This window comes from Bradyrhizobium sp. USDA 376 (assembly GCF_054063675.1).
Genome location: NZ_JBSSGN010000001.1, coordinates 6,569,446 through 6,590,946 on the forward strand (window position 1 = coordinate 6,569,446; position 21,501 = coordinate 6,590,946).

The following is a 21,501-nucleotide window of genomic DNA, read 5'->3' on the forward strand; positions in this document are numbered from 1 at the left end:
TTGGGGGCTATCCGCCCCGGACGCGAAGGTTAATTCCCGATAAGGCCACTAGCATCGGCCACAATCCTGGTCTATCGACGGGGGATGATTAAAGCGCGGACAGCCAAATTCCAGATCGGACAGGTCGTGCGCCACCGGATCTTCTCGTTCCGGGGCGTGATCTTCGACATCGATCCGGAATTCAACAACACCGAGGAGTGGTGGCTGTCGATTCCCGAGGAGGTGCGGCCCCACAAGGATCAGCCGTTCTACCACCTGCTCGCGGAAAACGCGGAGTCCGAGTACGTCGCCTACGTCTCCGAGCAGAACCTGTTGCCCGACGACTCCGGCGAGCCGATCCGGCATTCCCAGGTCGCCGAGATCTTCATCAAAGACAAGGGCGGCGGCTACCGCCCGCGCAATCCCTCGCTGAATTGATCTGCGCTCGGACACGGCGGGTCGGCAAAAAAGGCGCTCGAATGAGCGCCTTTTTCATGTCCGGGATTTGGTCCCAATTATTTCTGGGCGGTCGGAGGTGCGCCAGGCGGCGTGCCCTGCTGCTCGAGCTTCTTGCGCTGCTCGTCGGCCTTCTTCTGAAGCTCTTCCTGGAGCTTCTTCTGGGTTTCCTCGAACACCTTCGGATCGGTCGGCGGACCGTCATAGGCCTTCTGGAATTCGCCGGCGAGCGGCAGCGGCAGGGTCAGCGGCGCGCCATTGGCGTTGATCGCCTGGACAACGAGATTCTGGCCCTTCTTCATGCTGTTGATGAGCTCGGGCGTGGCCTCGTAGTCGGACATGCAGCCGTTCTGGAAGCAGATCACATACGGCTGCTGCAGCGGCGCGTTGCTGTCCACGATGATGCGGGTGCCGTGCACGAGCTGCATGCCAAGCGGCAGCGTCACGCGCAGGATCTTCTTGGGCTCGCCTTCCGGCTCGATGATGACGGCGGCAATGACCGGCTGGCCCGATTCGATGCGGCCGTCCTTGCCGGTGAAGCAGACCTGCTTGGCGTTGGCGTCCTGGCCCTTGAGGCAGAACTTGGTCCAGGGAGCGTAGATCAGCTGGATCTGCTGGTCGGCGGGCTGGGCTGCGCCCTGCTGCGCCGGAGCACCTGCGGGAGCCTGCTGGGCCGGCTGCGCCTGGGCGGGCGCCGGAGCCTTGGGGGCAGCCTTCGGAGCCGCCGCCTTCGGGGCCGGGGCCGCCTTGGGTGCGGCGGGCGCACCGGGAGCCGGCGCCGGGGTCTGGGCTTCGGCGGCAAACGGGACGACCAATGCCGTCGCCGTCAACAAGGCGAGAAGTCGCCCGCGCGGCCGGACGGACGCGGCCAAATAACGGAAATTCATTGCAGAAAACCCTTTCTGAACGGGAAATGCCCGAACCGCTCCGAAGCACCGAACCAAGCCGCCTTGGGCGCGGCTCTCTCCCCGTCAATTGAGGCGGATAAGTGACGGGCTCGGCGCTCTTGCGCGATTGGGTGCCTTCTTAGCGTGGCCGACGAAAAGATCAATGCCGACAAGCGTCTTTGACCACATCCGCAGCTGCGCCCAGTGAAAATCCCTGTGATAGGATTCAGGCCCGCCGGTCCTCGAATCAACGTGTGCCGATGTTCATGTTCCAGCGCCTCTTCGAGGGCCCCGGTCTCCGCCTCTGCGCCCTTGCCTTTGCGCTCGCTTGGGGGCTGTTGGGGGGCAGTGCGCGGGCCGAGGAAGCCCATGCCATCGCCATGCACGGCAAGCCGGCGATGCCTGCCGATTTCACCCACATGCCCTACGCCAATCCTGATGCCCGCAAGGGCGGCCGGCTGACCTGGGGTATTCTTGGAACCTTCGACAGTCTCAATCCCTTCATCGTGAAGGGATTGCCCGTGCATCAGATGCGCAGCTACGTCGTCGAGAGCCTCCTGGCACGCGGCCAGGACGAGCCATTCACGCTTTACGGCCTGCTCGCAAAATCCGTCGAGACCGACGATGAGCGGACCTTTGTCACGTTCCGGCTCGATCCCCGCGCCCGTTTCGCCGACGGCAAGCCTGTAACCGCCGAGGACGTGCTGTTCTCCTGGCGGCTTTTGCGTGACCACGGCCGTCCGAACCTGCGGCAGTACTATGCCAAGGCCGCGAAGGCCCAGGCGACCGATCCCCTCACCGTTCGCTTCGACCTCACCGGGGCCAACGACCGCGAGCTGCCGCTGATCCTCGGCCTGATGCCGATCCTGCCGAAGCATGCGGTCGATGTCGCGACCTTCGAGGAGACGACGCTGACGAGCCCGGTCGGCTCCGGCCCGTATCGCGTGACCGCGGTGAAGCCGGGCGCCAGCGTGACGCTCACGCGCAATCCCGATTATTGGGGCCGCGACCTCGCCATCAATCGCGGGCTCTACAATTTCGACGAGATCAGGCTCGACTATTTTCGCGAGGCGAACGGCCAGTTCGAGGCCTTCAAGCGCGGCCTCTACGATTTCCGCGTCGAGCACGAGCCCTTGCGCTGGCACGACGGCTACGATTTTCCGGCCGCCAGAAGCGGCGAGGTGATCCGCGACACCGTCAAGCCCGGCGTACCGCAGCCATCCGAGTTCCTGGTGTTCAACACGCGTCGTCCGGTCTTCGCCGACATCAGGGTGCGCCGGGCCCTGACGCTGCTGTTCGATTTCGAGCTGGTCAACCGCAACTACTTCTTTGGCCTCTATGCGCGCGTCGTCGGCTATTTCGCCGGCTCGGAGCTGTCGGCCTATGCCAGGCCTGCGGATGCGCGCGAGCGCGAGCTGCTCAAACCGTTCGCCGCGCAGATCCCGCCCGAGATCATGGACGGCAGCTACCGCCTGCCCGTGACCGACGGCTCGGGCCGCGACCGCACGACGCTACGCGCCGCGCTGAAGCTGTTGTCGGAGGCCGGCTACGATCTCGACGGTACCGTGCTGCGCAACCGTGCGACCAAGGCGCCCTTCACCTTCGAGATCATGGTCACGACCCGCGACCAGGAGCGCATCGCGCTCGCCTTCCAGCGCGACCTCAAGCGCGCCGGCATCGAGGCCAGCGTGCGTGCGGTCGATCCCGTGCAATTCGACCAGCGCCGGCTCGCTTACGAGTTCGACATGATCCAGAACCGCTGGGACCAGTCGCTGTCGCCCGGCAACGAGCAGTATTTCTATTGGGGCAGCGCTGCCGCCGACAATCCGGGCACCCGCAACTACATGGGCGCCAGGGATCCCGCCATCGACGCCATGATCGGCGCCCTGCTGGAGGCCCGTGAACATACGGATTTCGTCTCGGCGGTGCGCGCGCTCGACCGCGCCCTGATCGCGGGCTGCTACACAATCCCGCTGTTTAACGTATCCGAGCAATGGATCGCGCGCTGGAATCGGATAGAACGGCCGAAGGCTACCGCGCTGTCCGGCTACCTGCCGGAGACCTGGTGGTTGAAGGGTGAGCCTCAAGCGACGCAAACGAAGTGACGCCGTGAACCAGCCAGCCGTATCGCCGACGCTCGACACGCTGTTTCAGCGCACGCTGATGCGGCAGCCGCACGCAACCGCCCTGCTCGATCCCCTCAACAAGGCGCGCATCACCGGACATCAGCCGCGACGGATGAGCTATGCCGAGGCCGACACGGCCATCGAGGCCCTGTCAGCCCATTTCGTCGAATCGGGCCTGCCGGCCAATTCCGTCATCGCGATCCAGTTGCCCAACACCGTCGAGTTCGTGCTGACCGTGCTCGCCGCCCATCGCGCCGGCCTCGTCGTCGCCGTGCTGCCGCTGCTGTGGCGGCACGCGGAACTGACCGCGGCGCTCAACCGCACCGCGGCGCGCGCCATCGTCACCATGAGCACGGTCGACGGCGTCAGCTATGCCGACCTCGCGATGCACGCCGCCGCCGAGGCGTTCTCGATCCGTCATGTCTACGGCTTCGGAGCCGACCTGCCCGAAGGCATGGCCTCGCTCGACGACGTGCTGGCACGACCGCCCGGCACCACGCGCGCCGTGATCCAGGACGGCCGCAAGGCGGCGATGATCTCCTTCGACGTCACGGCGGAAGGCTTTCGCCCGGTGCCGCGGCCGCATTTCAGCCTGATCGCCGGCGGTCTTGCGATGTCGCTCGAAGCCGACGTCAAGCAGGGCGCAACCGTGATGGCGGCGTTCACGCCGATGTCGTTCGCAGGCCTCGCCTCCTCGCTCGCGGTGTGGCTGCTGTCGGGCGGAACGCTGGCGCTGCATCATCCGTTCGAGAACGACGTGCTGGAGCAGCAGATCAACGAGCACGAATGCGAGGTGCTGATCGCCCCCGCGCAGCTCGCACTGCGGCTCGGCGATGCCGACCTCGCAGCGCGGATGCCCACGTTGCGCAACGTCATCGGTCTGTGGCGCGCGCCGGAACAGGTGGCGGCGAGCGATGCCTGGATCGCGCCGCATGCGCCGCTGACCGACGTCTATCTGTTCGGCGAGGCCGGATTGTTCGGCGCCCGCCGCGGCGAGGACGGCATGCCGGTGCCGGTGATGCCGGGACCGCACGGCGCACCGCGTGAACAGGCTGGCTCCTCGATTGCCGGCGAGATCCTGCTGACGCCGAAGGGCACGCTCGGCCTGCGCGGGGCGATGGTGCCGATCGCGGCCTACGCCCCGCCGCAGCCGGTCGGCGAGACACTGACGGCGCAGCCGCCACGCGACTATGTCGACACCGGCTACGCGGCGCGGCTCGACCGGCCGAGCGGCGCGATCTGCATCACCGCACCGCCTTCCGGCATCATGGCGGTCGGCGGCTACCGTTTCCTCTCCAACGATCTCCAGGAATGGGCGCGCCGGCTCGGCCAGGGCGCCCTGCTCACCGCGCTGCCCGACCGCCTCTCCGGCCACCGGCTGGCAGGACGGGCCCAGGACAATGCCCGCGCCCGCGAGGCGCTCAGCGAGCTCGGGCTTAACCCCCTGATGGTTGAGGCTTTTCGCGACCGCTCCGGGCCGGCTTGAGCACAGTTTCGCCGGCTCCGTTGACGCCGCATTAAGGCGGCCAAACTAGATTGCGCGCATCTGTTGCGTGATCAGAGCTTTTCGATGTCCCAGGCGGGCCCGATCCTGTTTGTGTCCAATGCCGAGCGCCCCGCCTTTGTTGCGGCGCTGGACGAGGCCCGGCTCTTCCCCGTGGTCGACACCGACTGGGCCAGCGCGACGCGCGCGGTCGAGCAGGTACAGCCGGCCGCCGTCCTCGCCGCGATGCACAGCGGACATGAGCCGCATCTGGCGCTGCTCGCCAGGAAGATCGCCGACCAATCGCCCTACCTTCCCTTCGTGGCCCTGGATGCGGCGGGCACGCTGCCGCACAACGCCCTGCCCTTTGCTTCGCGCGGCGGCCAACCCGATCGCCTGAGCGCAAGGCTGCGCGCCGCGCTCCGCGTCCGCACCCTCCACGCGACCGTGCTGCGCCGGCTGCCCGAGGCGAAGGTCACGCTGCCCGAGGGCGATCCGGCGCGCGACGCCACCGTGCTGCTGATCGGCCGCGGCGCGACCTATCCCGCACTCTCCGTCGCACTCGGCGAGCGCGTCGGCGTGGTCGGCGCGCTCTCGATCGAGGCCGCGGCGAAACATCTCAACACCCGCGACATCGACGGCGTCGTGCTCGCCGAAGGGTTCACCGCGCGCGTGACCGATGCCTTCCTCACGGTGCTCGCCGAGGACACCCGCTTCCGCACCCTGCCCGTGGTCGTCACCGCGCACCAGCTCGTGCAGAGCTACGACCTGCCCAATCTCGAGCTGATCGCGGGCGAGCCGACGAGGATCGCCGCCAACGCGCTGCCGCTGATCCGCCAGCACGCGATGGAGGCACAGTTGAGCCGCACGCTGCGCTCGATCGATGCCGGCGGCTGGCTCGATCCGCGCAGCGGCCTGCTCACGACGGAAGCCTTCGCCCGCGACTTTGCCAAGGCGGTCGAGCAGACGCTGGCCCGCGGCGGCGGCCTGTCGGTGGCGCGCTTCGCCTTCGACCCGGGCAATTCCCGCGCCCAGCTCGATGCCGCGCGCATCCTCAGCCGCCTGATGCGGCAGATGGACTTTGGCACGGCTCAGAAGGATGGCTCGGTGATCGTCGTATTTGCGGAAACCGACTTCCGCACCGCCCATATGATCGCCCGCCGCCTGTCGGCGGTGATGCGGCACACGTCCAATGGCAAGCACGAGATGCGCAGCGATCCGGTTGTGAGCGTGGATTCGCTGTCGCCGTCGGATACCGCAAGGTCGTTGCTGGCAAGGCTGTCAGCGGACGCATCGCGGGCGGCGTCGTAGCGACGATCTCCAAACTGTAGGGTAGGCAAAGCGAAGCGTGCCCACCGCTTTCAGTCGTCTTGGAAGGATCGTGGGCACGGCGCAAGTGCGCCTTTGCCCACCCTACGAGATCATTTGATGCCGGATCTGGTCTTCGCGCTAAGCACCACCATTCGCCCCTGGTCGAGCACTGGTCGATAGAGCCGGAGCGGGAGCAGGAGTGGCCAGGAGAAAGCCGACGGAGTCATTCAGGAGCTCGTAGGCACGATCGACAATGTCGTCCAGGGACATCGTCTTGGCGAACATGCGTTGCGCTTCGGCCAGCAACTGGTCGCGGGTCGGCATGCTGGCCAGACGCAGATCGGCACGGTGCTGCAACAGGTGGATGGCGTCCCGCACCGACAATTCGGTCTCGTGGATCGACGTCCTGATCGCCGACGCGATGTGCTCTGGATTGAAGCGCGCCGCGAGCTGCTCGGCCGCCTGCTTGACCACGCGTGATCCCAACCGATGCTCGTTGCGCAGAACCTGCTTCGGCGGCATCTTCAGATCCCGGACTATCCTGAGCCAGGACAAGGCCACCAAAACATAATAGGTCAGATCGATCTCATACCAGCGGAAGCCCTGCCGGGCGCTGGCCTGATAGGCGTGATGGTTGTTGTGCCACCCCTCGCCCATCGTGAAGAGAGCGAGCAGCCAGTTGTTGCGGGAGTCATCACCGGTCACATACCGCCTGCGCCCATGAACATGTGCGAGGGAGTTGATGCAGAACGTGGCATGATACACCAGCACGGTGCTCCAGAGGAATCCGACCACAAGGCCCGACCAGCCCGCAAAGAGGAAGCACAGACCAGCGACCACAACCGCCGGCAGAAGCTCCAGCCTGTGCAGCCACATCAACTCGGGATACGCCGCCAGATCCGACACCTTCACGAGGTCGGTCGCATCGTGTTGCCGGTAGAAGATCCAGCCGACATGACTGTAGACGAAGCCCTTGTGCCGGGGCGAATGCACGTCGTGCGCCGTATCCGAATGAAGATGATGATGGCGATGCTTGGCGGCCCACCAGAGCACGCTCTTCTGGGCGCTGCTCTGGGCAAGGAAGGCGAGGATGAACTGAAACGCACGGCTGGTCGCGTAAGCGCGATGCGAGAAATACCGATGATACCCGGCGGTGATCCCAAACATGCGCAGCCAGTACAGAGCCACGCAAATGGCAATGGCTTGCCACGACACGCCCGACCAGATCGCCGCGACGCATCCTAGATGGACCAGCACAAACGGCAGGACCTGCGGATACATGACGTCGTCGTGCTCGTCATTTTCCGGACCTGAACCGATATTGATAGACACGCTCGCGACCTCAACTGTTTCGATGCGCGGGCCAACCCGCGACCGGTATAAAAAAACCGCGGCCGGTGAACCAGTCGCGGATCGATGGATCCTGTACTCAGGGGCTCAGTTGGCGAATTCGAGATTTGGCGGGAGGATCGTCAGTCAGGCGCTCTATCGTTGGCGAGGCCAAGTCGTTCGGTCGAACTCGACGAACTGACCATGGCTGTTGTTCGGTCATTCCGCAAGTGTTCATATGTCGCTGTTTTCGGACCAAAGTGCGGCGCACCGTTTCGCGCTGCGCCGCCTCCGGAATACTACGGCCCCTACGCCGCCTTCTTGCTCTCGGCGAGTTGCGCCAGTTGGCGCATGATCTCCGTGGTGCCGGCGAGGCGCTCTTCCGGCGTCTCCCAGTCCTGCAGGAACACCACCTTCATGTCGGGCCGCACCTTGGCGGCCTGGCCGTGGCTGCGGATGAAGGTCACGAGGCGATCGGGATAGGCGAAGGAATTGTCGCGGAAGACGATCACGGCGCCCTTCGGGCCGGCATCGATCTTCTCGACATTGGCCCTGCGGCAGAACGCCTTGATCGCGGCGACCTTGAAGAGATAGCGCACCTCGTCCGGCAGCACGCCGAAACGGTCGCGCATCTCCGCGCCAAAATTCTCGATCTCCTCCTCGGTGTCGAGATCGGCGAGACGCCGGTACAGCGACAGCCGCACCGAGAGATCGCTGACGTAATCCTCCGGGATGAGCACGGGCATGCCGATCGTGATCGACGGCGACCAGCGGTCGGCGGCGGGCTCGGAGACTCCGGCCTTGAGGTTGACGATCGCCTCCTCCAGCATCGACTGGTAGAGCTCGAAGCCGACCTCCTTGATGTGGCCGGACTGCTCCTCGCCGAGCAGATTGCCGGCGCCCCGGATGTCGAGGTCGTGGGACGCGAGCTGGAAGCCGGCACCCAGCGTCTCCAGCGATTGCAGCACGGTGAGCCGGCGCTCGGCCTCCGCCGTGATCTTCTGCTGCGCCGGCAGCGTGAACAGCGCATAGGCCCGCAGCTTGGAGCGGCCGACGCGGCCGCGGAGCTGGTAGAGCTGGGCGAGGCCGAACATGTCGGCGCGGTGCACGATCAGCGTGTTGGCGTTGGGGATGTCGAGGCCGGACTCGACGATCGTGGTCGACAGCAGGATGTCGAACTTGCCGTCATAGAACGCGGTCATGATGTCCTCGATCACGGCGGGCGGCATCTGGCCGTGCGCGACCGCGACCTTCATCTCCGGCACGTTCTTGTCGAGGAAGTCCTTGACCTCGGCGAGGTCGTCGATGCGCGGCACCACATAGAACGCCTGGCCGCCGCGATAGCGCTCGCGCAACAGCGCCTCGCGGATCATCAGGGGGTCATGCGGGGCGACGAAGGTGCGGACTGCGAGGCGGTCGACCGGGGGCGAAGCAATGATCGAGAGCTCGCGGACGCCGGTCAGCGCCAGCTGCAGCGTCCGAGGGATCGGCGTCGCCGACAGCGTCAGCACATGCACCTCGGAACGAAGCGCCTTCAGCCGCTCCTTGTGGGTGACGCCGAAATGCTGCTCCTCGTCGACGATGACGAGGCCGAGGTCGCGGAACTTGATAGCCTTGCCGAGCAGCGCGTGGGTGCCGACGACGATATCGACGGAGCCATCGGCAATGCCCTTCTTGACCTGGTTCAGCTCCTTGGTTGCAACCAGGCGCGAGGCCTGCGCCACGTTCACCGGAAAGCCCTTGAAGCGATCGGTGAAGGTTCTTGCGTGCTGGCGCGCCAGCAGCGTCGTCGGCACCACGACCGCGACCTGCTTGCCTTCGAGCGCAACCGCAAACGCCGCGCGCAGCGCAACCTCGGTCTTGCCAAAACCGACGTCGCCGCAGATCAGGCGGTCCATGGGACGGCCGAGCTCGAGGTCCTTCAGGGTGGATTCGATCGCCCCTAACTGGTCCTCGGTCTCGTCATAGGGGAAACGCGCACAGAACTCGTCATAAAGGCCCTGCTGCACCGGCAGCTTCGGCGCCTCGTGCAGATGGCGCGCGGCAGCGATCTTGATCAGCTCGCCCGCGATCTCGCGAATGCGGTTCTTCAGCTTGGCCTTGCGGGTCTGCCAGCCGGAGCCACCCAGACGATCGAGCTCGACCGTGGTCTGGTCCGAGCCGTAGCGGGACAAGAGCTCGATGTTCTCGACCGGGAGGAACAGCTTTGTCTCGGCGGCATAATGCAGCTCGAGGCAATCATGCGGCGCGCCGGCAACATCCAGCGTCTGCAGCCCGATGAAACGGCCGATGCCGTGCTCGACATGGACGACGATGTCGCCGGCGGCAAGGCTCGTCACCTCCGAGATGAAATTGTCGAGCTTGCGGCTCGCCTTGCGCGGCCGCACCAGGCGGTCGCCCAGGATATCCTGCTCGCTGATGATGGCGATCTCGTCGGTCTCGAAACCGCTCTCGAGGCCGAGCACGGCGAGCATGGTCTCGTTGCGCTGGGTTGCCTGCACCGTCCGCCAGCTGTTGACGCTGGTGGTATGGGCGAGCTTGTGGTCGCGCAGCATCGAGGTCATGCGGTCGCGCGAGCCTTCGGTCCACAGCGCGATCACGATCTTCTTGCGCTGGGCCTGCAGCGCCATGACGTGGCTGACGACGGCCTCGAACACGTTGACGGTGGTGTCGTTGCGCTCCGGCGCGAAGTCGCGGCCCTTGCGTGCGCCAGCATCGACGACGCTGGTGCCGTCGGTCGGCACCGAGAACGGCGTCAGACGTGCCAGCGGGATCTCGCCGAGACGCTTCGCCCATTCCTCGTCGGTCAGATAGAGCCGATCAGGCGGCAGCGGCTTGTAGATGGCACCGCCGCCGGGATGCTCCATCGCCTCGCGACGGGCCTGATAGTAGTCGAGGATCTGCTTGAAGCGCTCGCGGACGGCGTCCTCGGCCTGCGGCTCGATCGCGACAACTGCCCCTTGCAGATAATCGAACAGCGTGTCCATCCGGTCCTGGAACAGCGGCAGCCAGTGCTCCATGCCGGGATGGCGGCGGCCTTCGCTGACGGCCTCGTACAGCGCATCGTCGCGCTCGGGCGCGCCGAACTCCGCGACATAGCCCATACGGAATCTGCGGATCGTGTCGGTGACGAGCTGGAACTCGGAGACCGGCACGAGGTCGAGCGAGCGCATGTCGAGCAGCGTGCGCTGGGTCTCGGCATCGAAGGAGCGGATCGATTCCAGGCTGTCGCCGAAGAAGTCGAAACGGACCGGCTGCTCGAGGCCGGCCGGAAAAAGATCGAGGATACCGCCGCGCACGGCGTATTCGCCGGGCTCGCGCACGGTGGAGGAGCGATTGTAGCCGTTGTGCTCGAGCCAGGCGACGACGGTGTCCATCGGCACGACGTTGCCCGGGGCAACCGACAGCGCCTGCGCAGCGACGAGCTCGCGCGCGGGCACGCGTTGCACCACGGCATTCACCGTCGTCAGCACGATCAGCGGCTTGTCGCTGCCGGTGAGCGAAGCCAGCCGCGCCAGCGTGGTCAGGCGCTGCGCGAGAATGCCGCCATGCGGCGAGACGCGGTCATAGGGCTGGCAGTCCCAGGCCGGGAAGGTCAGCACCGGCAGATCGGGCGCGAAGAACCGCAGCGCGCGTTCGAGCTGCTGCATGCGCCCGCCGTCGCGGCAGACGACCGCGAGGCTGACCGCCGGCTTCTTCGGCCGCGCCGCGATCGCCCGGGCGAGATCGGAGACGATCAGGCCCTCGGCGCCCTCCGCGACATTGGCGAGCGTCAGCGCGCGGCCGGGCGTCAGCAGCTCGGCCGGCGATTTCATCCCCTGCTTCATGCGTTGCCGTCCGCGATCGGAAACGCCTTGATGCGGGCGAACAGCGCGCCGGTGACGTCGGCCGGCAGCACCTTGTCGCCAGTGATGGCGGCATAGAGATCGGGATCGTTGACCTCGAGCAGTCGCTCGAGCTGCGTCAGCTCGGCCTCGGACAGGTTGCCGATCTCGGCGTCGGCAAAGCGGCCGAGGATCAGGTCCATCTCGCGCGTGCCGCGGTGCCAGCAGCGGAACAGAAGCCGCTTGCGGCGATCATCCAGCCCGCTGCTCGATCGTGTCGTTCCCGTCATGTCTCAAATCCAGTCAAACGCAGAAAGCCCGGACGTGCCGGGCGGGGGTGATATAGCCACTGCACCTAGGAAAGTCAGCAGCATTCCCCGCGCCAGTCCGTGCAAAAATACGGGGTGTGGCTTGCAGGCCCGATCCGGCATGCTCCCACCCACGACCGGGATCCACGCTCGACCGGCGTCATCACCTGAGATTTGACCCGTGACTTGCGGCTTTTCGATTTCGCCGCTATGTGTCTTGCCGGTTCCGTCGCGCTATTCGCGCGACCATCAGGGAGAAGGCTCGATGACGATCATGTCTCGCCGCCCCGTCGAGGGCATCGCCTAAACTGCGCGTGCGTCGGCCGCGCCGTTAGGGAAACCACGCGCGTCCCTGCGCGTGTCGACATCCCTATCTTCTGAAAGCTTTTTTAATGGGCACTTTTCCCAACGTGGACGGCCGCGCGCCGGTCCACATCTTCGCCTCGTCCAAATCGTGGATCGAAGGCAGCGCAACGCTTCAACTGGAACACGTCGCTGGGCTGCCTGGAGTCCGGGCGGTCGCCGCCATGCCTGATCTTCATCCGGGCAAATATGGTCCCGTCGGCTGCGCTATTCTGTCCGACCGGATTCACCCGCAACTGGTCGGCTCGGACATCGGCTGCGGCATGGGCCTGTTCGAACTGGACATCGCGGCGCGCAAGCTGCGGCTCGATCATCTTGCCGAACGCATGCACGCGCTCGACCAACCCTGGAATGGCGACGTGGAAAAAGCGCTGGCCGACGCAGACCTCGGGGCCACCACCTTCGATGCTGGGCTCGGCAGCATCGGCAGCGGCAACCATTTCTGCGAGTTGCAAGCCATCGACGAAATCCTTGCGCCGGACGCAGCCGCGAGAGCTGGCCTCGACCGGAGCCTGGCGTACGTCCTGGTTCATTCCGGCTCGCGAGGCCTTGGCTTCTCGATCCTGGAGCGGGCTTTGCGGGGCGGACAGGATTGCCTTTCCATCGGCAGCGACGAAGGAAATGCCTATCTGGCAGAACATGATCACGCCGTGCGGTGGGCGAAGCTCAATCGTCGCATCATCGCAGAGCGGACCGGCGCGGCGGCCCGCGCCGGCCTGCGTCCGGTGAACGACCTTGCGCACAACATGGTCGAGTATCAGCATAACGCAACAGGTGATGTCCTGGCACTGCATCGCAAGGGAGCGGCCGCCGCGGATCGCGGGCTGGTGCCGGTGCCAGGATCGCGCGGAACGCTGTCGTACCTGGTCGAGCCTCTGGCGGACATGCAAGCCGAAGCACTTGCATCGCTCGCGCACGGAGCGGGCCGCAAGTACGACCGTGCGTCCATGCACGGTCGCGTCCGGGTCAAGAAATCCGACATCGCAAGGCTGGAACGCAATCCGTTCGGCGGCATCGTCGTCTGCGGGGATCGCAGCCTGCTCGCGGAGGAAGCGCCGGACGCCTACAAGAGCATCGAGCGCGTCATCGCCGACCTCGTGGAGTTCGGCCTCGTGCGCGTGGTGGCCACCTTCCGGCCGCTGCTGACCTTCAAGAAGGCCCAGTCCAGCGTCGCGGCGAGCGGCAAGCGCGACAAAAGCTGGAAGGAGGATCGGCGATGATCCGGCTTCTGTTCACCAGCGGGCGCGGCCCGGCGGAATGCCGGATCGCGGTCGCGAATGCAGTTGCAGCTCTCGTCGCCGAAGCGACCTCGCTCGGTTTCGACACAGACCATCTCGAAGGACCCAGTCCCGACAAGCACGGTCCGGCATCAGCGCTCGTTGTCGTCCATGGCGATGGCGCAGCCACCTTTGCGCGCCCGTGGATTGGTGCGGTCCAATGGACGGCGCAAAGCCCGCTCAGGCCGCATCACAAGCGAAAGAACTGGTTCATCGGCGTTTTCGAGCTTCCAGCGCTGCCCGACGCGCCGAAGGCCATCAGCGCCCAGGATGTTCGCTTTGAAGCCTTCCGGGCCGGTGGCCCGGGCGGCCAGCATCAGAACAAGACCGAAAGCGCCGTGCGGGCCGTCCACGTTCCAAGCGGGCTTGCGGTCGTGGCGCGCGAAGAACGTTCGCAACATCGGAACAAGGCGCTGGCACTGGAGCGGCTGGCGGCCCTGCTCAGGCTGCAAGGCGAACTGGCCGCGATCGCCGCCCGGAACGAGACCCACGCGGCACACGATCAGCTCGAGCGCGGCCAGCCGGTCAAGCGGTTCAAAGGCGCCGCGTTTCGAGCCACATAGCGTAGCCGAGCCTGGATCGGCAGCGTTCCGCCGGTCCAGGCAGCCCCATCATGGCCGGGACGGAATAAAGCCGTGGACGTCCCGCACAAAACTGGCCATCACGGTAGCGAACAGTTCTAATTTTCACCAATGCGCCCCAGCCTGCTCAATCCGCTGTTTGCTCCCGTGACCAGCCTGCCCGGCGTCGGTCCGAAGCAGGACAAGCTGTTGCAGTATCTGCTTAGCCGGAGCGAGACGCCGCGGCTGGTCGACCTGCTGCTGCATTTGCCGAGCCAGGTCATCGACCGCCGCGCCCGGCCGAAGATCCGAGACGCGGCCGTTGGAACCATGGTGACGCTGGAGGTCACCGTCGATCGCCATCGCCCGCCCCCGCCGCGCAATTCACGCGCGCCGTATCTGGTCTATGCCAGCGACGATACCGGCGATGTCGTGCTGACCTTCTTCCGCGCCAAGCCCGGCTATGTCGAGAAGCTGCTGCCGATGGGGGAGAAGCGCTACGTCTCCGGCACGCTGCAGATGTATGACGGCATCCCGCAGATCGTGCATCCGGACCGCGTGCTCGACGAGGAGGCGATCGCAAAACTCTCCGGCATCGACCCGGTCTACCCGCTGACGGAAGGCCTCGCGCTCGGCTCGCTCCGCCGCGCGATCGCGCAGGCGCTGCAGAAGCTACCGTCCCTGCCCGAGTGGATCAGCCCCGAGGTGCTGCGCCGCTGCCACTTCCCGCCAATCGCGGAGGCGCTCGCGCGCGTGCACCTGCCGGTCGAGCTGACCGACATATTGCCGGACCAGCCGTTCTGGTCGCGCCTCGCCTTCGATGAGCTCCTCGCCGGCCAGCTCGCGCTCGCCCTGATCCGCGCACAGCTGCGCCGCCCCGCCGGCGTGCGCAATGCCGGCGACGGGCACCTGCGCAATGAGATCATCGACGCCCTTCCTTACGCGCTCACACCCTCCCAGCGCAGCGCCGCGGCCGCCATCGCCGAGGACCTGAAGCAGCCGGTGCGCATGCTGCGCCTGCTCCAGGGCGACGTCGGCTCGGGCAAAACGGTCGTGGCGCTGCTCGCGGCCGCCGCAGTGGCCGAAGTCGGCAAGCAGGCCGCGCTGATGGCACCGACCGAAATCCTGGCGCGCCAGCACATCAAGACCATCGCCCCGCTCGCCGAGCGCGCCGGCCTGCGCGTCGCCATCCTCACCGGCCGCGAAAAGGGCAAGGAGCGGCGCGAGATCATCGCCCAGCTTGCCGAGGGCGAGATCGATCTCCTCGTCGGCACTCATGCCTTGATCCAGGACGACGTGATCTTCAGGGATCTCGCGCTCGCCATCGTCGACGAGCAGCATCGGTTTGGCGTGCGCGAACGCCTTGCGCTGACGTCGAAGGGCGAAGCGGTCGACGTGCTGGTGCTGAGCGCAACCCCGATCCCGCGCACGCTGGTGCTGACCTATTTCGGCGACATGGACATCTCCGAGCTGCGCGAGAAACCCGCCGGCCGCCAGCCGATCGACACCCGTGCCGTCGCCATGAGCCGGCTTGGAGAGGTCATGGAAGGTGTCGGCCGCGCGCTCGAGTCCGGTAAGCTGGTCTACTGGATCTGCCCGCTGGTCGAGGAATCCGAGGCCGAGGGCACCGAGCATCTCACCAACGCGACCAAGCGTTTCGAGAGCCTGCAAAAGCGCTTCGGCGACCGCGTCGGCCTCGTGCACGGGCAGATGAAGGGCACCGAGAAGGACCGCGTGATGGGCCAGTTCGCGGCCCACGAGATCGGGCTGCTGGTCGCAACCACCGTGGTCGAGGTCGGCGTCGACGTGCCGGCCGCGACCATCATGGTGATCGAGAACGCCGAGCGCTTCGGCCTTGCCCAGCTGCACCAACTGCGCGGCCGCATCGGACGCGGTTCGGAAGCCTCGACCTGCATCCTGCTCTATGGCGAGCCGCTCGGCAAAATGTCGAAGGCACGCCTGAAAGTGATTCGCGAGACCACTGACGGCTTCCGCATCGCCGAGGAGGATTTGAAGCTGCGCGGCGAAGGCGACGTGCTCGGCGTGCGCCAGAGCGGCCTGCCCGGCTACCGCATCGCGCGCTCGGAGGTGCACGGCCAGCTCATCACCCAGGCTAGAGACGAGGCGCTGCGCATCCTCAAGGACGATCCGAAGCTGAAGGGCGAGCGTGGCGAGGCGCTGCGCTGCCTGCTGTATCTCTACGAGCGCGACGAAGCGATCCCGCTGATCGGGGCGGGTTAGCCCCCTGCTCTTCGCCGCCCGATCTCGTAGGCCGCCACATGCGCGCGGGCCAGATCGAGCAGCGGCGTGTCGATGCCAAGCGCACGGGCACGGTTGGCCATGTCGCCCAAAATATGCTCTGCCTCGGTGATCGAGCCGCGCTCGATGTCGCGCAGCATCGAGGCCTTCAGCGGCGAATCCAGCGTGGTGAACAGTTTTCGGTCAAACTCGATGAACGGCGCGCGTGGCTCGAAACCTGAAGCCGTCGCAACAGTGCAGCATTCGGCAAACAGGCGGAAAATCGACTGCTCGCCGTTGGGCACGGCCAGGATGTCGCCGATGCTCGCGCGCATCAGGCAGGTGATGCCGGCCAGCGTGCTGAGCTGAACGAATTTCTCCCACATATCCTGCATGATCGCTTCGCTGGCGCGCACGTCGATGCCGGGGACCTGGAGCAGTGTCTCCAGCGCGAGCGCACGCTCGCTCAGCGTTCCCTCGATCTCGCCGAAGGCAATCGTCTGACTGGCCATGAACTGAACGACACGACCATCCGCATCGAGTCCGGCACTGACGTTCGCGAGTCCGCCGAGGACGCGCGCAGCGCCGAACCTGGCGCTGAGCGCGTCGATATGTTTCAACCCGTTCAGGATGGGCAGGATCATCGTGTTGAGGCCGACGGCCGGCGCAAACTGGTTCATCGCGTCGTCGAGCGAGTAGGATTTCACGCCGACGAGCACGACGTCGAACGGGTCTTTGAGATCGCCAGCCAGAAGAAGCTTCGGCTGCACGGCGAAGTCGCCGTGCGGGCTCACCACCTGCAATCCATTCCGCCGCAATCGCTCGGCCCGCTTCTCGCGCACCAGAAAGGTCACGTCGCGACCCGCGCGGACGAGGCAAGCTCCGTAGTAGCCGCCAAGCGCCCCCGCGCCGATGACAAGCACTCTCATTCGAACTCCCTTGCACGCGTCGCGCATTCAGCCACCCCGCCCCTGGAACGGCAAGCTGAAATGCAATCTTTCGTCGCGGCTCATTTCGTGAAACTTTCCCGACATGCGCCGGATCATCGTCGTTGGCTCTCAGGGAAGCGGCAAAACAAGTCTCTCGCGGAATCTCGGGCGAAAGCTTGGGCTGCCCGTGGTGCATCTCGACGTGCTCTACTGGCGCCCCGGCTGGAAGCCGTCCGACAAGCCAAGCTTTCGAACGCGCGTCACGGAAGCGATCGCGGGCGATGCGTGGGTGGTCGACGGCAGTTTCTCGGGGCTGGCCTTCGATCTCACGCTGGCGCGCGCCGATACGCTTGTCATCATCGACCGCCCGCGCTGGCTTTGCCAGTGGCGCATTCTCTGGCGCTCGGCCTTCGATCGCGACGCCGCGCGCCCCGACCTGCCGGAGGGATGCCCGGAACAGTTTGACTGGAAATTGATGCAGGAGGCGTGGCGCTACGACATCGAGCGTGCGCCGGTCATCGAGGCCGAGCGCCTGCAGTATGGCGCGGACGTGCCGGTCGTGCGCTTGAGGCGCGACCGGGACATTGAAGGCTTCCTGGATTCTATTCCGGCTAGGCCAGGCGACTAGGACTTCTTCCGCGCGATGCGCGCTGCGAATGCCTTCATCAGCTCCGCATCCACAGCCACGCCGTTCGCATCCGCCGCGAGGTGCTCGAACCAGCGCGCAAAACCCTCATAGATCTGGCTGGCCGGATGATCGTCACCGAGAAAGCCGGAAATCTCACGCATCTCCGCGACCCAGCGATAGGCTTTCGGAATCATGTCCGGCAGCGCCACTTCGAGTCGGGCCAGGATCGCGGGCTGGCTCAGCGCGAGCTCGTCGCGGAGCGCATCGGCCGCGCCTGCCTTCGTCGCCGCGATCACCATGGCCGAGCCGATGCCGGCGAGGCCCTTGACGATGCCGGCGTAGGACATCTTGAGCGCGGAGGCGGCGCCGACCGGGCCTTCGACGATCCGCACGTCGAGGCCGAGATCCTTCAGCACCGCGACGTCTTTCGCATGCTCGCCGGACAGGTAGAACGCCGGACTTTTGCTACCTCGCTGCGGCGGGAAGCCGATGATGCCGCCGTCGACGAAGGGCGCCTGCGCCGAGCCGATGATCTCCTCGATTCTTTGCACGGTATCGACATTGACCGCGTTGCAATCGACCACGACCGGCTTCTTGGCGCGCCGGACGATCAGCGCGGCCAGGCGTTCGGCGAGCGCCACCGCTTCGCCCGGCGGCACGATCGAGAGGATGATGTCGGAATCTGCAATCGCATCGTCCTCGGCGCCGATCATGCCGGCCTCGGCGGCCCGTTTCAGCGTTGCCTCGCTGCGGCCTTTCAAGGAGGTCAGCACGCGCGCGCCGTTTTCGCTGAGGCGGCGGGCCACGGCGCTGCCCATGGCGCCGGGTGCGAGGATCGCAATGGTCTTTGACATCGTGCACTCCAGGTCGAATTCCGAGCGAGGCGCTCAGTTCGAACGGAAGACTAACAGAGGATGCGAGTCCTTGCGTGAATGCGGCCATCCCGCAGCGGAATGGCCCTACTCCACCTTCGCAGGCTGAGGCTGCGGCTGGAGCGTCGAGGCGTTGGCGATGCGCGCGGCATTCGCCATGCCCGCGAGCGCTGCAGCCTTTTTCGGGTCGGGCGCCGAGCCCGGCTGCACCACGCCGGCCGACATGATCAGGGTTGCGGCATCTTCGGCGCTGAGGTCGACCTCGATGATCTTGCTCTTCGGCACGTAGAAGAAGAAGCCGGTGGTCGGGTTCGGCGAGCATGGCAGGAACACCGACACATGCTCCTCCTGCCCCGGCAGGCTGCGGGCGATGTCCTCGCTCGGCGATTGGGAGATCAGCACGATCGACCACATGCCCGGCGAGGGAAACTCGACCAGGCCCACTTTGCGGAAGCTCGAGCCCTTGCCCGAGAACAGCGTCTCGAACACCTGCTTCAGCCCGCGATAGATCGCGCGCACCGCCGGGATGCGGCCGAGGAAGGTTTCGCCGACATCGACCAGCGTCCGGCCGATCAGGTTCGCGGCGAGGAAGCCGACCAGCGTCAGCGAGAAGAATGCGACAATCAGTCCCCAGCCGGGAACGCCGTAGGGCAGATAGGTTTCGGGCCGATAGGCCAGCGGCACGAAGGGCCGCACCACGCCGTCGACCCAGGTGACGAACCACCAGACCAGATAGAGGGTGATCGCGATCGGTCCCGTCACGACGAGGCCGGTCAGGAAATAATTGCGGAAGCGGCCCATCAGGCCGGTATGCGGTTCCGGAGCGGGATCAAGCGGCGCAGGGACGTCGTCGCGGGGGGTCATTCGGGTTCCAGGTCGGTCGCAACACACAAGCTAGGGTCTTCTAGCAGGTTTTGGAAGACTGCGGCCGGCCGATATCCCTTCTGCCTATTCCACGGTCACCGATTTCGCGAGATTGCGCGGCTGGTCGACGTCGGTACCCATGATGACAGCCGTATGATAGGCGAGCAGCTGGACCGGGACGGCATAGACCATCGGCGTGAACGCCGCCGCCATGTCGGGCATGACGATGGTGACGAGGGAATCGACGGTCGCCTCCTCCGCGCCCTTGGCGTCGGTCATCAGGATGATCCTGCCGCCGCGGGCGGCGACCTCCTGCATGTTCGAGACGGTCTTCTCGAACACCCGGTCATAGGGTGCGATGACGACGACCGGCATGGTCTCGTCGATCAGCGCGATCGGGCCGTGCTTGAGCTCGCCGGCGGCGTAGCCCTCGGCGTGGATGTAGGAGATCTCCTTCAGCTTCAGCGCGCCTTCGAGCGCGAGCGGGAAGCTGGTGCCACGGCCGAGATAGAGCACGTCGCGAGATTTCGCGATCTCCCGCGAAAGCTTCTCGATCTGGAGCTCGGTGGTGAGCGCATCCGACATCAGACGCGGGACCTCGACGAGGCCGTGGACCAGCTTGGTCTCGTCCTCGTCGGACAATACGCCTCTGGCCTTGCCGGCGGCGATGGCGAGGTTCGCCAGCACCATGAGCTGGCAGGTGAAGGCCTTGGTCGAGGCGACGCCGATCTCGGGACCGGCCAGCGTCTGCAGCACGGTCTCGCTCTCGCGCGCGATGGTCGAGGTCGGCACGTTGACGACCGCGATCGTGTGCACGCCCTCGGCCTTGGCGTAGCGCAGCGCCGCCAGCGTATCGGCGGTCTCGCCCGACTGCGAGATGAAGATGGCGAGATCGCCCTTGCGCAGGGGCGCCTCGCGGTAGCGGAATTCGGAGGCGACGTCGACCTCGACCGGCACGCGCGCAAAGCGCTCGAACCAGTATTTTGCGACGAAGCCGGCATAGCTCGCGGTGCCGCAGGCGGTGATGTTGATGCGCTGGATATTCTTGAAGTCGAACGGCAGCTTGACCGGCAGCGCGACGCGCTCGCTCGCCATGTCGACATAACGTGCCAGCGTGTGGCCGACGACTTCCGGCTGCTCGTGGATCTCCTTGGCCATGAAGTGGCGGTAATTGGCCTTGTCGACCAGCGAGGTCGAGGCGGCGTGCCTGATCTTCTCGCGCTGGACGGCGTGGCCGTCCTTGTCGAAGATTGTCGCGCTCTTGCGGGTCAGCACGGCCCAGTCGCCGTCCTCGAGATAGCTGATCGTGTCTGTGAACGGGCCGAGCGCGATGGCGTCGGAGCCGAGATACATCTCGCCGTCGCCATAGCCGATCGCGAGCGGCGGGCCATTGCGGGCGCCGATCATCAGATCGTTGTCGCCGGCAAAGATGAAGCCGAGCGCGAAGGCGCCGCGCAGGCGCCCCAGCGCCAGCTTCACCGCTTCCACGGGCTTGTTGCCGCGCGTGAGCAAATCGTCGACGAGATGCAGCACGATCTCGGTATCGGTCTCGGTGTGGAACACCGTGCCCTTCTTCTCGAGTTCCTCGCGCAGCTCGCGGAAATTCTCGATGATGCCGTTGTGGACCACGGCGACGCGCTCGGTCGCGTGCGGATGGGCGTTGTTGACGGTGGGCTTACCGTGGGTGGCCCAGCGGGTGTGACCGATGCCGGTCGTGCCCTTGAGCGGCTCGGCTTCCAGCCGCTTCTCCAGGTTCTTCAGCTTGCCCTCGGCGCGACGGCGCTCGAGATGCTTGCCTTCGAGCGTGGCGACGCCCGCGGAATCGTAGCCGCGATATTCAAGACGTTTGAGCGAATCCACCAGTTGCTCTGCAACCGGCTCGCGCCCGAGAATGCCGACAATCCCGCACATGCGGATCAATATCCCCCAAATCGTCGAAAAATCGCCAAAACGACGCGCTCAGTTTTTAGCGAAATTCCGAGGGAACCATATACTCAATAATTATTGCTGATTGAGACAGCATTCGCCGGCACCATTGCCCTGCCTGCGTCGATGTGGCCGGCCTTT

The 21,501-nt window shown here is 65.8% G+C and carries 16 protein-coding genes; 8 read left to right on the plus strand and 8 right to left on the minus strand.

Annotated features, from left to right (window positions below):
• The first annotated feature begins 84 nt into the window (after positions 1 to 84).
• Complete coding sequence (gene hspQ / locus ACVJ19_RS30560) at positions 85 to 417, plus strand: heat shock protein HspQ (RefSeq protein WP_074120446.1); 333 nt, start codon at positions 85 to 87, stop codon at positions 415 to 417.
• Positions 418 to 494: 77 nt separating this feature from the next.
• Here the strand turns inward: hspQ and ACVJ19_RS30565 are convergent, their stop codons facing one another.
• Positions 495 to 1,322, minus strand: coding sequence for an invasion associated locus B family protein (locus ACVJ19_RS30565; RefSeq protein WP_453952869.1), 828 nt, complete (start codon positions 1,320 to 1,322; stop codon positions 495 to 497).
• A 260-nt stretch (positions 1,323 to 1,582) separates the two neighbouring features.
• Between ACVJ19_RS30565 and ACVJ19_RS30570 the strand changes: the two genes are divergently transcribed.
• The 3 genes from ACVJ19_RS30570 (at position 1,583) to ACVJ19_RS30580 (ending at position 6,242) form a co-directional block, all read left to right on the plus strand.
• Positions 1,583 to 3,427 (plus strand): extracellular solute-binding protein, encoded by a 1,845-nt coding sequence (locus ACVJ19_RS30570; RefSeq protein ID WP_453955249.1) that lies wholly within the window; start codon positions 1,583 to 1,585, stop codon positions 3,425 to 3,427.
• 4 nt (positions 3,428 to 3,431) lie between these two features.
• Positions 3,432 to 4,934: an AMP-binding protein gene (locus ACVJ19_RS30575; RefSeq protein WP_453952870.1), complete on the plus strand. Its 1,503-nt coding sequence runs from the start codon at positions 3,432 to 3,434 to the stop codon at positions 4,932 to 4,934.
• Positions 4,935 to 5,018: 84 nt separating this feature from the next.
• The gene (locus ACVJ19_RS30580; RefSeq protein WP_453952871.1) at positions 5,019 to 6,242 is read left to right on the plus strand and encodes a GGDEF domain-containing protein; all 1,224 of its coding nucleotides are present in this window, start codon (positions 5,019 to 5,021) and stop codon (positions 6,240 to 6,242) included.
• Positions 6,243 to 6,380: 138 nt separating this feature from the next.
• On the opposite strand, the gene ACVJ19_RS30585 is transcribed toward ACVJ19_RS30580, so the two are convergent.
• From ACVJ19_RS30585 to ACVJ19_RS30595, 3 genes are all read right to left on the minus strand, one after another.
• Complete coding sequence (locus ACVJ19_RS30585) at positions 6,381 to 7,523, minus strand: acyl-CoA desaturase (protein WP_453955250.1); 1,143 nt, start codon at positions 7,521 to 7,523, stop codon at positions 6,381 to 6,383.
• 356 nt (positions 7,524 to 7,879) lie between these two features.
• Positions 7,880 to 11,398 (minus strand): transcription-repair coupling factor, encoded by a 3,519-nt coding sequence (gene mfd, locus ACVJ19_RS30590; protein WP_453952872.1) that lies wholly within the window; start codon positions 11,396 to 11,398, stop codon positions 7,880 to 7,882.
• The gene (locus tag ACVJ19_RS30595) at positions 11,395 to 11,685 is read right to left on the minus strand and encodes an FAD assembly factor SdhE (protein WP_453952873.1); all 291 of its coding nucleotides are present in this window, start codon (positions 11,683 to 11,685) and stop codon (positions 11,395 to 11,397) included. The genes mfd and ACVJ19_RS30595 overlap by 4 nt, the downstream gene beginning before the upstream one ends.
• Before the next feature lie 410 nt (positions 11,686 to 12,095).
• Between ACVJ19_RS30595 and ACVJ19_RS30600 the strand changes: the two genes are divergently transcribed.
• From ACVJ19_RS30600 to recG, 3 genes are all read left to right on the plus strand, one after another.
• On the plus strand, positions 12,096 to 13,286 hold the full coding sequence (locus ACVJ19_RS30600) for an RNA ligase RtcB family protein (protein ID WP_453952874.1): 1,191 nt from the start codon (positions 12,096 to 12,098) through the stop codon (positions 13,284 to 13,286).
• Positions 13,283 to 13,906: a peptide chain release factor H gene (gene prfH / locus ACVJ19_RS30605; protein ID WP_453952875.1), complete on the plus strand. Its 624-nt coding sequence runs from the start codon at positions 13,283 to 13,285 to the stop codon at positions 13,904 to 13,906. Before ACVJ19_RS30600 ends, prfH begins: the two co-directional genes overlap by 4 nt.
• 129 nt (positions 13,907 to 14,035) lie before the next feature.
• Positions 14,036 to 16,144, plus strand: coding sequence for an ATP-dependent DNA helicase RecG (gene recG, locus ACVJ19_RS30610; RefSeq protein ID WP_453952876.1), 2,109 nt, complete (start codon positions 14,036 to 14,038; stop codon positions 16,142 to 16,144).
• Here recG and panE read toward each other — a convergent pair.
• Entirely contained in the window at positions 16,141 to 17,070 is a 930-nt protein-coding gene (gene panE / locus ACVJ19_RS30615) for a 2-dehydropantoate 2-reductase (RefSeq protein ID WP_453952877.1), read from the minus strand. The two genes, recG and panE, sit on opposite strands and share 4 nt — an antisense overlap.
• A 103-nt stretch (positions 17,071 to 17,173) precedes the next feature.
• Between panE and ACVJ19_RS30620 the strand changes: the two genes are divergently transcribed.
• Positions 17,174 to 17,698 (plus strand): AAA family ATPase, encoded by a 525-nt coding sequence (locus ACVJ19_RS30620; RefSeq protein ID WP_453952878.1) that lies wholly within the window; start codon positions 17,174 to 17,176, stop codon positions 17,696 to 17,698.
• Here ACVJ19_RS30620 and ACVJ19_RS30625 read toward each other — a convergent pair.
• The 3 genes from ACVJ19_RS30625 to glmS form a co-directional block, all read right to left on the minus strand.
• Positions 17,695 to 18,552 (minus strand): DUF1932 domain-containing protein, encoded by an 858-nt coding sequence (locus ACVJ19_RS30625; RefSeq protein ID WP_453952879.1) that lies wholly within the window; start codon positions 18,550 to 18,552, stop codon positions 17,695 to 17,697. The two genes, ACVJ19_RS30620 and ACVJ19_RS30625, sit on opposite strands and share 4 nt — an antisense overlap.
• Positions 18,553 to 18,657: 105 nt before the next feature.
• Positions 18,658 to 19,434, minus strand: coding sequence for a DUF502 domain-containing protein (locus tag ACVJ19_RS30630; RefSeq protein ID WP_453952880.1), 777 nt, complete (start codon positions 19,432 to 19,434; stop codon positions 18,658 to 18,660).
• Positions 19,435 to 19,518: 84 nt separating this feature from the next.
• Complete coding sequence (glmS, locus tag ACVJ19_RS30635; protein WP_453952881.1) at positions 19,519 to 21,345, minus strand: glutamine--fructose-6-phosphate transaminase (isomerizing); 1,827 nt, start codon at positions 21,343 to 21,345, stop codon at positions 19,519 to 19,521.
• Positions 21,346 to 21,501: the final 156 nt, after the last annotated feature.

What these genes read in the sequence shown, in the direction of transcription:
- hspQ (WP_074120446.1), top strand. Translation starts at nt 85, where the DNA reads ATGATTAAAGCGCGGACAGCCAAATTCCAGATCGGACAGGTCGTGCGC.
- ACVJ19_RS30565 (WP_453952869.1), bottom strand. Translation starts at nt 1,322, where the DNA reads ATGAATTTCCGTTATTTGGCCGCGTCCGTCCGGCCGCGCGGGCGACTT.
- ACVJ19_RS30570 (WP_453955249.1), top strand. Translation starts at nt 1,583, where the DNA reads ATGTTCATGTTCCAGCGCCTCTTCGAGGGCCCCGGTCTCCGCCTCTGC.
- ACVJ19_RS30580 (WP_453952871.1), top strand. Translation starts at nt 5,019, where the DNA reads ATGTCCCAGGCGGGCCCGATCCTGTTTGTGTCCAATGCCGAGCGCCCC.
- ACVJ19_RS30585 (WP_453955250.1), bottom strand. Translation starts at nt 7,523, where the DNA reads ATGTATCCGCAGGTCCTGCCGTTTGTGCTGGTCCATCTAGGATGCGTC.
- mfd (WP_453952872.1), bottom strand. Translation starts at nt 11,398, where the DNA reads ATGAAGCAGGGGATGAAATCGCCGGCCGAGCTGCTGACGCCCGGCCGC.
- ACVJ19_RS30595 (WP_453952873.1), bottom strand. Translation starts at nt 11,685, where the DNA reads ATGACGGGAACGACACGATCGAGCAGCGGGCTGGATGATCGCCGCAAG.
- ACVJ19_RS30600 (WP_453952874.1), top strand. Translation starts at nt 12,096, where the DNA reads ATGGGCACTTTTCCCAACGTGGACGGCCGCGCGCCGGTCCACATCTTC.
- prfH (WP_453952875.1), top strand. Translation starts at nt 13,283, where the DNA reads ATGATCCGGCTTCTGTTCACCAGCGGGCGCGGCCCGGCGGAATGCCGG.
- recG (WP_453952876.1), top strand. Translation starts at nt 14,036, where the DNA reads ATGCGCCCCAGCCTGCTCAATCCGCTGTTTGCTCCCGTGACCAGCCTG.
- panE (WP_453952877.1), bottom strand. Translation starts at nt 17,070, where the DNA reads ATGAGAGTGCTTGTCATCGGCGCGGGGGCGCTTGGCGGCTACTACGGA.
- ACVJ19_RS30620 (WP_453952878.1), top strand. Translation starts at nt 17,174, where the DNA reads ATGCGCCGGATCATCGTCGTTGGCTCTCAGGGAAGCGGCAAAACAAGT.
- ACVJ19_RS30625 (WP_453952879.1), bottom strand. Translation starts at nt 18,552, where the DNA reads ATGTCAAAGACCATTGCGATCCTCGCACCCGGCGCCATGGGCAGCGCC.
- ACVJ19_RS30630 (WP_453952880.1), bottom strand. Translation starts at nt 19,434, where the DNA reads ATGACCCCCCGCGACGACGTCCCTGCGCCGCTTGATCCCGCTCCGGAA.
- glmS (WP_453952881.1), bottom strand. Translation starts at nt 21,345, where the DNA reads ATGTGCGGGATTGTCGGCATTCTCGGGCGCGAGCCGGTTGCAGAGCAA.